The 13111-nt window shown below is 59.3% G+C and carries 11 protein-coding genes; all 11 read right to left on the minus strand.

Annotated elements, in window-relative coordinates; genetic code table 11:
• Nucleotides 1-357 precede the first annotated feature (357 nt).
• The 11 genes from repB to ACVDG9_RS26830 all read right to left on the minus strand — a co-directional run bounded on the left by repB (nucleotide 358) and on the right by ACVDG9_RS26830 (nucleotide 13103).
• The gene (gene repB, locus ACVDG9_RS26780; protein WP_168687639.1) at nucleotides 358-1362 is read right to left on the minus strand and encodes a plasmid partitioning protein RepB; all 1005 of its coding nucleotides are present in this window, start codon (nucleotides 1360-1362) and stop codon (nucleotides 358-360) included.
• Nucleotides 1363-1364: 2 nt separating this feature from the next.
• Nucleotides 1365-2603: a plasmid partitioning protein RepA gene (gene repA / locus ACVDG9_RS26785; RefSeq protein ID WP_023001362.1), complete on the minus strand. Its 1239-nt coding sequence runs from the start codon at nucleotides 2601-2603 to the stop codon at nucleotides 1365-1367.
• Nucleotides 2604-3094: 491 nt separating this feature from the next.
• A complete protein-coding gene (locus ACVDG9_RS26790) occupies nucleotides 3095-5335 on the minus strand; it encodes a nitric oxide reductase activation protein NorD (protein WP_447239436.1) in 2241 nt (746 codons plus the stop codon).
• Nucleotides 5336-5350: 15 nt separating this feature from the next.
• Nucleotides 5351-6178, minus strand: coding sequence for a CbbQ/NirQ/NorQ/GpvN family protein (locus ACVDG9_RS26795; RefSeq protein WP_447239438.1), 828 nt, complete (start codon nucleotides 6176-6178; stop codon nucleotides 5351-5353).
• Between the two features lie 189 nt (nucleotides 6179-6367).
• Entirely contained in the window at nucleotides 6368-7405 is a 1038-nt protein-coding gene (locus tag ACVDG9_RS26800) for an aliphatic amidase (RefSeq protein WP_023001365.1), read from the minus strand.
• A 33-nt stretch (nucleotides 7406-7438) separates the two neighbouring features.
• Entirely contained in the window at nucleotides 7439-8134 is a 696-nt protein-coding gene (urtE, locus tag ACVDG9_RS26805; RefSeq protein WP_023001366.1) for an urea ABC transporter ATP-binding subunit UrtE, read from the minus strand.
• The gene (urtD, locus tag ACVDG9_RS26810) at nucleotides 8127-8888 is read right to left on the minus strand and encodes an urea ABC transporter ATP-binding protein UrtD (protein WP_075283434.1); all 762 of its coding nucleotides are present in this window, start codon (nucleotides 8886-8888) and stop codon (nucleotides 8127-8129) included. The genes urtE and urtD overlap by 8 nt, the downstream gene beginning before the upstream one ends.
• Entirely contained in the window at nucleotides 8885-10003 is a 1119-nt protein-coding gene (gene urtC / locus ACVDG9_RS26815; protein WP_023001368.1) for an urea ABC transporter permease subunit UrtC, read from the minus strand. Before urtC ends, urtD begins: the two co-directional genes overlap by 4 nt.
• A gap of 28 nt (nucleotides 10004-10031) precedes the next feature.
• Entirely contained in the window at nucleotides 10032-10901 is an 870-nt protein-coding gene (gene urtB / locus ACVDG9_RS26820) for an urea ABC transporter permease subunit UrtB (RefSeq protein WP_447239439.1), read from the minus strand.
• Nucleotides 10902-10981: 80 nt separating this feature from the next.
• A complete protein-coding gene (locus ACVDG9_RS26825) occupies nucleotides 10982-12229 on the minus strand; it encodes a transporter substrate-binding domain-containing protein (protein ID WP_447239440.1) in 1248 nt (415 codons plus the stop codon).
• Between the two features lie 220 nt (nucleotides 12230-12449).
• On the minus strand, nucleotides 12450-13103 hold the full coding sequence (locus ACVDG9_RS26830) for an ANTAR domain-containing response regulator (RefSeq protein WP_168687642.1): 654 nt from the start codon (nucleotides 13101-13103) through the stop codon (nucleotides 12450-12452).
• Between the last annotated feature and the right edge of the window lie 8 nt (nucleotides 13104-13111).

A 13111-nucleotide genomic window follows, 5' to 3' on the forward strand; every position in this document is an offset into this window, starting at 1 on the left:
CGACACGAGCCAACGTGCGGCGTTATGCGTTTCAGGAGGTTCAACTTCAGGAAATCGGCAGAAATCCACCGTTCACACAAGATGGATCTTGCGCGTGATTCGGAATTCGCCTAAAACAGGGAAGTGTTGAGGTTCCTGTTTGGACGTTCCAAGTTGAACCGTGATTAAAGAGACTGAACGGTTGCCGCCGTTTCGGTCTCTTTTCATTTGGTCTCTATTTCTCTCGCACCGTCTCCTTCTTCACGGGGCCTGGCCGAAATCCGGCCTCTTGCCGATATGGCCCGGGACGACACCTGAACACCTGCCCCGGATCATTGTGCGCCTGGCATACCCTTTCGAGGTATGCCGCGACCATCTTCAGCCCTTCGTACGTCCCGTTTCCTGCCGTTGCCGCAGATAGTCGCGATAGACGTCCGGAAGGTTCTCCTCCAGCCAGTGACTGAATTCAGCTTCGGATTTCGGTATCGAGAACACGGTTGCCGCCGATGTTCTCTTCAGTTTTGCCAGTACCGTTCCGTTCGATGTGATTTCTGCTGCAGCCTGAGTTGCCGGTGCAGCCTTCTTTTGTTTGCCTCTTGCTGCCTGCGTTACCATGGACATTCTGTCCTGCGCAGCAGCCAGCCTGAAATCCTCACCATCTATGACGGATCGAACGCGCTGTTCGGCGGCAGGGTCTTCAAACAGCTTCGCCAGTTCCATCCACGCCGGCCGGCCAACATTCCTGGCACGGCCAATCGCGCGAATGATGTCGTGCGGGATGCTGTCGGCGATCTTCCGCATATTGGAAATGACCGTTTGAACCTGGCCGAGCACCGGCTGCATCTCGCGCTGCTTGAGCCCTGCTTCGCGCAGCTGCACAGCCCACAGGACCATCTCTGCGAAGGTCAGGTTTTCGCGGACGCCGTTTTCAAGCGACTGTTCCTTGATCAGCTCGGCGTCGCTCAGCTTGCGAACGTACGCCTTGACCTTGAACGTCTCCGGTTTGCCGGCTTCCGCCATCAATGTCTGAATGGCAAACAGCCTGCGGTGTCCATACGCCAGCTGATAGCGGTCTCGTTCCGTGGGGTGCGGGCGCACCAGAACGGGGATCCTCTGCCCCTCATCCTGGATCGAAAGCTTGAGTTCCTCCAGGGCCTCCTGCGCTTCGAGGTCTGTTTCGAAGCGATCGGAAAACGGGCTTGGGTCGATTTTCGACGGATCAAGGGCAACGATGCTGTCCTCGCGCATATGCGACAAGGCGCGCCCCATGGAATTCACGACGGGCGCGGTTACCTTCTGGCCTGCAACCGGCTTGGGCGGCTCCTTCTTGTCGGCAGCTGCAGCCGCCGCGTCGGACATCATTTTGACGATCGACTTTTTCATCGTCAAACCTCCCTGCCCCATACACTCTTGATCAGATCGAGAATTTCGGCGTTGACGCGGTCTGCGCTTTCCAGCGCCCGCTTCAGGGTTTCCCGGCCGACTTCACCGGATTCGATCTCGTAGAGACTTTTCTTGGCAACGCCGGCAGATGCGATGGCGGTCGATTCAATCGCCTCGGCCACAAGGACGTCGGTCCCGAACAAGTCCCGCATGGTGCCGGACATGATCTTCTGCGGCCCGTCATTGGGGTTGACCCTGGTCAGCAGAAACTTCGTGAAGTCGTGTTCGAAAACCGCACCGCCTTCGGACAACGTATGGGTCACATCCGAAATCATCTTCAGGAACTGGGAGCAAGACGAGACGTCGAGCATGGCCGGGTGTACGGTGATGATCAGGCCCGTTGCCGCATAAAGGGCCGCCATCGTCGTGTAGCCGAGCGAAGGTGGTGTATCGAGGACAACGACGTCATAGTGCTCTTCAACCGACTGGATCACGGCATCAAGGCGCTGGAAGAACAGGCCAAGCTCGTCGGTCGTCCTTTCGGCAAGCGCGGTCGGCGTATCGTATTCGAAATCCATCAGGCGCAGGTTGCCGCAGGCAAGGTGAATGCCCGGGAAGTAGGTCTCGCGTATGACCTCGGAAAACGGCACGCGGTAATTGTCATAGCGCAAAGCGTCGTAGGTCGTGTCGGTCCGTTCGTCATCGTCTTCGCCGGACCGAAGATCACGGTCCGGCTGAATGCCGAATGTCGTGGTCATGGAAGCCTGGGGATCCAGGTCGACACACAGCACCCGGTAGCCCTGGATAGCCAGGTAATGGGCCAGGTGAACGGAGGTGGTCGTCTTAGAGCTGCCACCCTTGAAGTTCGCAGCAGCAACGACCTGCAGTTTTTCTCCCGGTCGGCGATGAGGCACGAGGCGATGCGCATCGTCAGGCCTGAGTTCCGCGAGGAATGCCCTCAGTTCCCAAACCTGATCGACCGTGTAGATCCGGCGGTTGTTTTCGGCTCGATGCGGCTGCGGGCCCTTGCCTTCCAGCGTCAGGGTGCGCAGCGTGCTTTCCGGCACGCCCAGCAGACGAACCAGATCCGTCGTGGAAAACGTCCGGCCGAAAACCTTGCGGGCTTCCGGCGGGTAGGTCATTTCGCGCATCGTCTGCAAACGGTCCGAAAGCTTCTGCGTGAAACTTTCGATTTTTGCGGTCGTATCGCGTCCACCGGAAAATTGTTCGGTAACGGCCATTAATGCCCTCTGACGGTTTTGTGCCCGATATGAGCGGTAACTCCGTCATGGATGCAGGATTCCAGCAGATGGTGCAAGGAAATTTAAGTTAACGAAACCCTAACCCGGCCTGGTTGAACCGGCATTCCAGATGCCTCTACGAAACTTTCCGACCCGACGGGTGTGCCAATCTTTGCCAGTTCCAGAGCATCATTCCAGCCGATCCTATTTTTTCCTTATTTATTTCAATTACTTAATTTGCCCTCGAATACTACCGCGAGGTCTCCGGCGATGGACCGGCTACATTTTCAGAACACTGGCTGAAGTTAAACCCACGCAAAATCTTCCTTGAAACTTTTCCGGGTGTTTTGCCGGTTAAAGGCAGATTTTCTGATGTTTCAACAGAATCGGTACGGTCGGAACAGGCGACCAGAGCTCGTTCGAGACTGGCGCAAGGTTCACCACAGAACTGGCAATCCGGCAAAATGAGAGCAGCTCACCAGAGGCACCTCCTACTTTTTCAACTCTCCATAGAGCCCAAGCAGAGCGCCAGGAAGCCTGGAAAGGTCCGCGAGCTTTCTGACATTCTTGCTGCCAAAAATCCTGCCGGAATAATCGTTGCGGTTGTCGCCGAGCGAGAAACAGAAAACATCGATGCCGGCCATCGCCAATTCGCGCGAGGCGAAACGGGCGTCTTCGAGGAGATAATCCGGATCATCGACATCAATATCGGACGGCTCGCCGTCAGTCACCACCAGCAATACTTTTCGATATGCCGTCCTTTCGGCAAGCTCGCGCCCACCGTGACGCATAACCGGGCCCAGCCTGGTCGAGAAAGCACTTTCCAGACCGGCCAAGCGTTCATACACGCCTTGGTCGACCGATTGGCCGAAGTCCTTGATCCGCGCATATCGGACCGTCTCCCGAGTGTCCGAGCAAAACCCTGCAAGTGCGCAATTGTCGCCGGTCGTCTCCATCGCCCCGGCCATTATCGCGGCAGACAGGCGTTCAAGATCGAGAACGCTGGCGCCCCCTTCGCCTGCCGGCTCGCCGGTGGAGTGTGACTGGTCGATCAGCAACAGGATGTCCAGGTCCCGTCCCTTGCAACTCTTCCGGCCGAAGATCCTCGGATCGGGGATCTCCCGGTTGCGGCGACTTGCCTGGGCATCGATGCATGCATCCAGATCGAGAAAGTCACCGGTTTCCAGCCGGCGCTCCCGCTGGAACGCATTCACATTGGCACCGGAGATCAGAGAGGTGAGAGAACTTTGTATCCTGGTTTCTTGCGTGAGGCTCCGCAACAGACCGTTTGCCGCCTTTCGCGGTGCCTCAGTGACATGAACAGTGCACCAGTCCGGGCGCATGCGGCGGCTAACATGATCGTATTCGGGATAGGTGATCAGCCGGGTTACCGCGTCCTCATCTCGAAGCCGTAGCTTTTCCGCTGCCGCGGCCTCTTCCTCGCGCTTTTCGTCCTCTTCGGGCTCCCGCCGGTCGGCCTCGTCGCGTTCTTGTTGCTCCAGGCGCACACCTTCCGTTTCAACCGCAACATCCATCTCGATCAGGTCCGGTTCCTCATCGAAGGTCCAGATACCGAGGTTGTCGTCCCTGTAGGCCGGCTGCACCACATAGGTGCGGGCGTCGAACTGCAGCCGCATCTGACCCAGATCGTTGGCAAGCAGTCCGCCAATTCTCCGGCAGAAGGTCTGGTCGTCGGGGGTTGCGGCAAAGGCTTCCTCGAACAGGCGTTTTCCTTTCTCCACCCAACCGTTGGTATCGCTGTATTCCGGATCTATCAGCGTGCGCGACAACCGAGCCATCAAGGTTGTCGCCAGGTCCGCGGAGCGTGCATCCATGGTGTGGAAGCTGCTCCAGAGAGTCCTCAGTCCCGGCATCTTTTGCAGAGCGAGCCGTTCGACCCGCGCGTCTTCAAGCAAGGAGATAACTGCGACTTGCAAGGGTTTCAGGGACTTTCGCTCAAACACCTGCCGGGTGAAGGCAATGTGAGCGCCGACATGGGCAAGAGCCGCATGATAAAGCTTCAGGCTGTCCGCGCGGTCGAAACCCGGAAACCCCGACGGCAGACGAATGCCATCCCGCCCGAACCCGGCCCTGCGACGCATTTGCTCCGGAGCTGTGGCCGGGGTTTCGACAATGGGCGGAAGCTGACCCCACAAGGCGGCATGAAACGTCTTCAACCGAAGCTCTTCGTCGTCAAATCGCAAGACTGACGACTGCCGGTCAAGAAAGTGCCGCGCTTCCGGGTCTTCGCCAGCGAGAAACAACCGCGCCTTTTCGCGGTTCGTCAGTCTGAGTGCCAACCCCATGCCGACGAATGTCCCGAAGCCGGACAAGCCGATTTCTGCCAGGGACCTGTCAGACGTCTCAAGCAGTGCCTCAACGGCTTCCGGCAAGTCGCGTCCGGTCCGCTCCAAAAGAGCGCACCACTCCGAAAAAGCAGGAAATGTCTTCAAGTACTGCGCTGCGCGAGCCGCTGTATGCGGCACCCTTGCCGATGCGCGCCGGCCGGAACGAATGGCAATCCAGGAAACCAGGCGTCCGAGATCGGCTGCGGCTTCTTCCGAAACTGCCTCCGCAACCATCGGGCCACAAGTACGATAGGCTTGCGTTACGGTTTCGCCGTAACCGGCCTGGGCAATCCGGGACAGGGCTTTAGTCCAGACGGCAGACATCTGCCGTTCATATTCGCGCGTCTCAAAGGTGTTCGTCTTTGCCGTGCCAGCCTCGGCCATCGTCGCCGCCATGTCTTACAGGCAGGCAGAAACAGCGGAGGACATCGCAGCGCGGATCTCCGGCTCATCCACGAGCGGCAGCACGATGGCAATCTGGCAGGCCTCTTCCAGCGGCACGCCTTGCGCTGTCAGCTGACCGGCTGCAATCAACATGCGCGTCGATGCACCTTCGCGCAGTCCGTGACCCTTGAGGTTCCGGGATCTTTCCGCAACCCGGACAAGAACCCTTGCTGTTTCAGGCTCGACACCGGCTTCACGCGCCACGATTTCCGCTTCGATTGCCGCATCAGGATAGTCGAAGGAAATCGCGCAGAACCGCTGCCGGGTGGATTCCTTCAGATCTTTAAGCACACTCTGATAGCCGGGGTTGTAGGAGATCACGAGCTGGAAGTCCGGATGCGCCTGGACCAGTTCATTCTTCTTTTCCAGCGGCAAATGGCGGCGATGATCGGCCAGGGAATGGATGACGACGGTCGTGTCCTGCCGCGCTTCCACCACTTCATCGAGATAACAGATCGCACCGTGCCGGACGGCCGCCGTCAGCGGGCCGTCGTGCCAGACGGTACCGTCGGCATCCAGCAGAAACCGTCCGACCAGATCCGACGCCGTCATGTCCTCATGACAGGACACCGTGACGAGAGGACGCTTCAGCCGCCAGGCCATGTGCTCGACAAACCGCGTTTTTCCGCATCCCGTCGGCCCCTTCAGAAGGATCGGCAACCGTGCGGCATAGGCGGCTTCATAATGGCCGACCTCCTGTGCAAAGGGGCGATAAAAGGGTTCGCTGACAATGCGATAGGCGTCAATCGGGTCCTCAACCGGACCAGCTATCGGTGCATTCATTCCTGGACTTCCTGTTGAAGACGCTGCAGCGGGGGAAATCGCTGCAGCGCCAGGAGGATGCGGCGCTGCGAACCGCATCGCTCGGGAGGATCGCTGGATCAGCGCGTGCCGCCAGGTTGCTGGCCTGCGGCAAGAGCTGATCGATTTCGAACCGGGCGAGAGACTTCCCGCCCGGATTGGACCTGAGCCCTAGCGGTGGGTGCTTGCGCCGTTCGGGATGCCTTCCATCGGACATTCTTCGGTGCCGACCGTCGTGCGGGTCATGGCCTCGACCATCTCCCGCGTTCCTTCCGGATCGTTCACCCAGTTGGCGTAGAAATTATAGGGGCAGGCTGCCTGGCCCTTGTCACCGTCGCCGGAGTTGATCGTGCCGGTGTAGCCACGGTGCAGCAGTTTGAAGAGGTGGTTCTGCGACTGCATGTTCTTGCGGGCATCGCGGATCCCCGACACCGACATCTGGGCATATTGAATGCCGTTTTCTTCGGTGCCGCATTCCCCCAGCGTCCGGCCGTCGAAACCGATCAGGGCCGAATGGCCGAAATAGGAATAGACGCCATCGAAGCCGGCGGCGTTTGCAACCGCCACATAGCAGTTGTTCGCCCAGGCCATGGATTTGGAAATCTGGATCTGCTGCTCCTTGGCCGGATACATGTAGCCCTGGCAGCGGATGATGAGTTCCGCCCCGCGCATGGCGCAGTCACGCCAGATTTCCGGATAGTTGCCGTCGTCACAGATGATCAGGCTGATCTTCATCCCCTTCGGGCCTTCCGAGACGTAGGTGCAATCGCCCGGATACCAGCCTTCGATCGGCACCCAGGGCATGATCTTGCGGTATTTCTGGACGATCTCGCCCTTGTTGTTCATCAGGATGAGCGTGTTGTAAGGCGCCTTGTTTGGGTGATCCTCGTGTCGCTCGCCTGTCAGAGAGAACACGCCCCAGACGTTCGCCTTCTTGCAGGCTTCTGCGAAGATGGCCGTTTCCTCTCCAGGCACCTGGGAAGCGGTTTCGTACATCTCCTTGGGGTCATACATGATCCCGTGGGTGGAATATTCCGGGAAGATCACCAGGTCCATGCCCGGAAGGCCGACCTTCATTCCCGCGATCATGTCCGCGATGTTGCGGGCATTGGCCAGCACTTCCTCGCGGGTATGCAGACGCGGCATCTTGTAGTTGACCACCGCCACGCCGACGGTGTCGTTGCTGCTGGAAATATCACCGTGATACATCAATTCCTCCTTCTAGGAACGGGTTGCCGCGCCTCAGACCACGAGGTGTTCGTGGACAAGGTCGTCGGACAGTTGGGCAATGCCGGAAGTGACCGCGACGGTGCCGCGGTCGAGGATCGCGAACCGGTTCGAGGCCCGGCGTGCGAAAGTGAGGTTCTGCTCCACCAGAACGATGGTGAGGCCCCTGGTTCGGTTCAGGTCGATCAGGACATCCTCGATCTGCTCGACGATGTTCGGCTGGATGCCTTCCGTCGGCTCATCGAGCAGAAGCACCTTGGGCTGGGAAAGAAGCGCCCGACCGATTGCAAGCTGCTGCTGCTGGCCTCCGGAAAGGTTGCCGCCCCGCCTGTTCAGGAACTCCTTCAGGATCGGAAACAGCTCCAGCACCCAGTCGGCGATCTCACCCTGGCCCGACTGGGCGGCGAAGGTGCCGATCATCAGGTTCTCGCGCACGGTGAAGGCCGGCAGGATGCCGCGGCCTTGCGGGACATAGCCGATGCCGGCGAGCGCTCTTGCGTGCGTCGGCAGGCTGTTCAATTCCATTCCGTCCAGCTTGACCGAACCGGACGTCCGGCTCATCAACCCGAGGACACTGCGAAGAAGCGTCGTCTTGCCCACGCCATTGCGGCCGAGAACGGAGAAAAAATCACCCTCGTCAATGTCCATGGAAACGGACTGGAGCGCACGGCTTCGGCCGTAGAAACCATCGAGACCGTTCAGCTCAAGCATGGCCGGCCTCCTTCGTTCCAAGGTATGCTTCCTTCACCCGCGGATCGCTGGAGACTTCCTCCAGCGAACCTTCGGCAAGCAGCTTGCCCTGGTGCATGACTGAAATGGTTTCAGCGATGTCGCGCACGAATCCCATGTCGTGCTCGACGACAATCAGCGTGTGCTCGCCCCGCAGCCTGTTGAACAGCTCGGCCGTCTTGCCGGTTTCCTGCGCGGTCATGCCTGCTGTCGGCTCGTCCATCAGGATGAGTGTCGGGTTCTGGGCCAGGATCAGCGCGATCTCCAGCCATTGCGTCTGACCGTGAGACAGATGTCCGGCAGCAAGATCGAGATCGTCCTGAAGGCCGACCAGAACCGCAAGACGTTCGATTTCCTCGTCGTCGTGACTTGCACCGAAACGCACGAGGTTGGCCAGAACGCCGGTGTTTCGTGATTGACCGATATTCAGGTTTTCCCGAACGGTCAGTTCGCGGAAGACACTCGGCACCTGGAACTTGCGCCCGATACCGACGCGGGCGATCTGATATTCCTTCAGGGTATGGATCGCCTCGCCCTTGAAGCGGATCTCGCCGGAGGTCACACGGGTCTTGCCGCAGATCAGGTCGAGCGCCGTGGTCTTGCCAGCACCGTTCGGTCCGATCAGGCAACGCAGTTCGCCGCTGTTCACATCCAGCGACAGTCCTGAGATCGCCTGGAAACCGCCGAAGGACACACTGACGTCCCGAAGGCTGAGGTGGTCGGTTGCCGTCTTCATGACGCCGCCTCCGTGGTTTTCATGACATTGCTCGCGGATTTCCTGGCGCTGCCGGCGAAAAAGGGCAGCCGGTCGACGGCCATCGAGACGGCACCTGCAATGCCTTTCGGCAGAAACAGGACAGCGAGTACGAACAGCCCCCCCATGATCAGCATCCAGCTTTCCAGGAAGACTTCGGATTCCGACAGGGCACCCTGGACGCCCGTCACGATCAGGGCTCCGATGGCAGCCCCCAGAAGGCTCTGCCGGCCGCCCACGGCGACCCAGATCACCACGGAAAGACTGAGCGGCACGCTAAGGAATGTCGGCGAGGCGAATTCCATCACGATCGTGTAGAGCATGCCTGCCAGACCGGCGATGCCGGCCGACAGCGAGAAGACGAAGATCTGATAGAGCGCGACGTCGTAGCCGAAGAAGCGGACCCGGTTTTCCTGATCGCGGATCGCTTGCAGGATCATGCCGGTCTTGCTGCGGGTAACCGCGAGCGACAGGAGCAGCACGGCACACAGGCACAGCGCGACCAGGTAATAGGTTGTCGCGGAATAGGCGTCGAAGAAGAAACCGGCCACCTCGAACTGGGCGAGATCCGTGATGCCGTTGAAGCCGCCGGTGTAGCGCTGCTGATCGATGATCAGGAGGTTGACCACCACCAGAACGGCCAGCGTGATGATAGACGCATAGACACCGGTGATGCGCCCGCGAAACATGAACCAGCCGAGCAGCGCAGCAAAGGCGGCAGGGATCAGGAGCCCCGCCAGAATGGCGAAGGTCATGGAGTGAAACGGCGCCCAGAACCAGGGCAGTTCGGTGACATTGTTCCAGACCATGAAGTCCGGAAGCCCTTCGCTGCCGGTATGTACCGGCACGGTGCGCAGCTTGAGGCCCATGGCCATGGCATAGGACCCCAGGCCAAAGGTGGCTGCCTGGCCGAGATTGAGAATTCCGGCGTAGCCCCAGGAGAGACTGAGCGAGACTGCCAGGATGGCGAAGACCAGGTAGCGGGAATATTTGTTCAGGAGAAACGCATCGTCCAGCACGGACGGCACGAGCAAGATGGCTGCACAGAACGCCAGATAGAGCACCAGCCGTGCTGTTGATTTTCCAGTCAGGTTCATTGAATTGCGATCCTTTTTCCGGCCGTGATCACGAGCGCACACGGGTCGAGAACAGGCCTTCGGGCCGAAAGCGGATGAGGATGACGATCGCCAGCAGGACCAGCGCCTTGGCTAGGGTGTCGTTGCTGTGGAAGGCCAGGAAACCCGAAAGTTCACCCAGGATCCCGGAGCTTGCGACAGTGCCGAGCAGGCTCTGGGCACCACCAAGGACAACCACCATGAAGGCGTCGACAACGTAGGTCGTCCCCATTTCCGGAGAGACGCTCTTCAGCGGCGACACGAGCGCACCGGCGAGACCGGCGATGCCGGCGCCATAGGCGAAGGTCGACCGGTAGATGCGGGCGGAATTGATGCCGAAACTGGAGGCAATCTCCCGGTTCTGGGTAATCGCGCGCAGTTTCAGCCCGAAGCTGGTGCGCCGGTAGATGACCCAGGTGAGCCCGAAGAGGACAAGCGCAAGACCCAGGATGAACAGCCGGTAGGCGGACTCGCTTGCACCGAACAGGGACACGCTGCCACTGAGGAACGCCGGGATCTCGACATAACGCAGCTCACCACCGGCAATCAGCCGGATCGCCTGCTGCGCCATCACGCCAATGCCCCAGGTCGCCAGGATGGTGTCGAGCGGCCGGTCGTAGAGATGGCGGATGACCAGGGCTTCCGCAGCCCAACCGAACACCGCAAGAATGAAAAAGATCGGGATCAGGCTTTCCAGCAATCCCATGCCAAGCTGGGACTGCAGAAACCAGGCGCAATAGGCGCCCAGCATGACGAATTCGCCATGCGCGAGATTGATGACCCCGGTCACGCCGTAAATGACGGCGAGGCCAAGGGCGACCAGCATCAGGATCGAAGCGATACTGAGACCGGTCAGGAGTTGGGAGACGACAAGTTCCATCTGCAAGCCTTCAAGGTCTGGAAAACATCAGGTCACGGAAAAGCCGGGCGGCGTGACGACACGCCACCCGTTTGCGCGCGTCAGCTGCTCTTCAGACCGTCAGCGGTGCAGACCTGGCCGTCGTAGGCCTTGTAGGGAATGGGCTCGAGCCAGTCGGCGGACTGTTGCAGGATCTCGAACTGGCCATCCGACTTGCACTGGCCGATCTTCGGTCTCAGCCAGGTATGAAGGTTCTCGCCCTCGATCTTGACCAGTCCCTGCGGCGCGTTGAACTGGTCGCCCTTGACGGCCTCGCGGATGGTGGTGGGATCGATATCGTCCGGCGACAGTTTCTCGACGGCCTGCTTGAACAGATGCACCTGGAAATAGGACGGCTCGGAGACGAAATGCGTGACCTTGTCGCCGCCCCAGCGGGACTTGTAGGCCTCGACGAATTTCTGGTTTTCCGGTGAATCCCAGACCATGAAATATGGTGCGGACGTGAAATGCCCCGCGGCAGCGGCACCGCCCATCGCCGCCACTTCGTTTTCCGAGGTGGTCAGGCTGGCCATCGGCATCTTTTCCGGGTCGAGACCGGCGGCATGATACTGCCGGTGCAGGGCGACAACGGAATCACCGACCACCGTCGAGAAGATCACGTCCGGCTTTTCCGCCTTCAGCTTGTTGATGACGGATGAGAATTCCGAATGGCCGAGCGGCACATATTCCTCGTGAACGACTTCGGCTCCAAGTTCGGCCAGCAACTTCTTGCAGTAGTTGTTCTCTTCCTTCGGATAGATGTAATTCGACCCGATCAGGTACCAGCGCTTGCCGAAATTCTTCACCAGCCAGGGCACGAACTCGTCCTGCTGCTGATTGGGAACAGCACCTGTGTAAATGACATTCTTCGAGCACTCGCGGCCCTCGTACAGGGTCGGATACCAATAGAGATTGTCCCGCTTTTCGAACACGGGCAGCACGGCCTTCCGGCTGGCCGAGGTATAGGAGCCGAAGACCGAAACGCATTTGTCCTGGAGGACAAGCTTGCGCGCCTTTTCCGCAAAAGTCGCCGGATCAGAAGCCGGGTCCTCGACCACCGGAACGATCTCCATGCCGTTGACACCGCCGGCGGCGTTGATTTCCTCGATCGCCATGATCGTCGCCTTGTTGAGCGACTCTTCGATAATCGCAGTCGTCCCGGTCAGGGAGAACAGAACCCCCACCTTGATCTGGCCGCCGGCGGCGCGCGCCAGTCCGCTGTTCTTGCTCCAGATATGCGGGAAGGTGCCGAGACCGGCTGCCCCGAAAGCGGCCGACCCGAGAAGAAAATTGCGCCTGTTGGTTTTCACGTTGCTGCTCCATAAACAAAAAAAGCCCCGTCCGCCCTGCCTTGCGGCAGCTCGTTCGGGGCATCGTCGCCTCTGATTTTTGTGAACGCGGCTATGGTGCCGCTGAGGGAAATGTCTGAATTTCAGACAACAAAAAACCCCACGTTCCGCCAAGACGAAAACCGTGGGGCTCTTTTACCCGGATGTACGTGGCGCTGTTGCCACGAATAACTCTGAAAGATTAGCTAAGAAGTTCGTGTGAGTCAATTATCGCATTTGCAACTGCACCGATAGTTACACGCCGTTCCATCGCCTGTCGACGCAAATAGTTGTAAGCTTCCTCTTCGCTTACATTCTTGACGCGAACCAACAGAGACTTTGCACGCTCAACAAGGCGCATTGTTCTGAGATTTTCATCAAGTTTATCGATCCGGTTTCTTAGTCGACGCTCGTAAAGAAAGTGCTCGCGCGCCAGAGCGACACAAGTCTGGACCGCGCGCTGGACGACCGGATAGTGCAGCACGCCATGGGCGGCGCAATTATGGATCAGCTTGAGATCCAGATTGCTGACACCCCGATCCACCAACACCAGACCGGCTTCCGGCTCTCCCGGCAACCAGGGGATACGTTTGGGCATGTCCTCGACCAGCGTGCAGAACACAAGATCGCAATCGACAGGCAACTGAGGCGGGATCGGCCAGATATGGCGCACCTCGCAACGCAGGCGCTGCAACTCCCGGATCAGGCGTTCGCCATCCGCATCGGGTTCGACGATTACTACGATCCTGAGGTTCTGATGCGGAGTTGTCGCGGTGGCGTTCTTGCGCATGGCAGCCGCTGCCGACGTTCGTTGCGAAAGCGGACGCTTGGTCTTGGCCGCCGCGGTTGTGTCCATTTCCAGTG

The sequence above is a fragment of the Roseibium sp. RP-7 genome (assembly GCF_053005225.1).

Coding starts and splice junctions, on each gene's coding strand:
- urtD (WP_075283434.1), bottom strand. CDS start 8,888: ATGAAGACGGCAACCGACCACCTCAGCCTTCGGGACGTCAGTGTGTCC.
- ACVDG9_RS26830 (WP_168687642.1), bottom strand. CDS start 13,103: ATGGACACAACCGCGGCGGCCAAGACCAAGCGTCCGCTTTCGCAACGA.
- repA (WP_023001362.1), bottom strand. CDS start 2,603: ATGGCCGTTACCGAACAATTTTCCGGTGGACGCGATACGACCGCAAAA.
- ACVDG9_RS26800 (WP_023001365.1), bottom strand. CDS start 7,405: ATGTATCACGGTGATATTTCCAGCAGCAACGACACCGTCGGCGTGGCG.
- urtE (WP_023001366.1), bottom strand. CDS start 8,134: ATGCTTGAGCTGAACGGTCTCGATGGTTTCTACGGCCGAAGCCGTGCG.
- repB (WP_168687639.1), bottom strand. CDS start 1,362: ATGAAAAAGTCGATCGTCAAAATGATGTCCGACGCGGCGGCTGCAGCT.
- ACVDG9_RS26790 (WP_447239436.1), bottom strand. CDS start 5,335: ATGGCCGAGGCTGGCACGGCAAAGACGAACACCTTTGAGACGCGCGAA.
- urtC (WP_023001368.1), bottom strand. CDS start 10,003: ATGAACCTGACTGGAAAATCAACAGCACGGCTGGTGCTCTATCTGGCG.
- urtB (WP_447239439.1), bottom strand. CDS start 10,901: ATGGAACTTGTCGTCTCCCAACTCCTGACCGGTCTCAGTATCGCTTCG.
- ACVDG9_RS26795 (WP_447239438.1), bottom strand. CDS start 6,178: ATGAATGCACCGATAGCTGGTCCGGTTGAGGACCCGATTGACGCCTAT.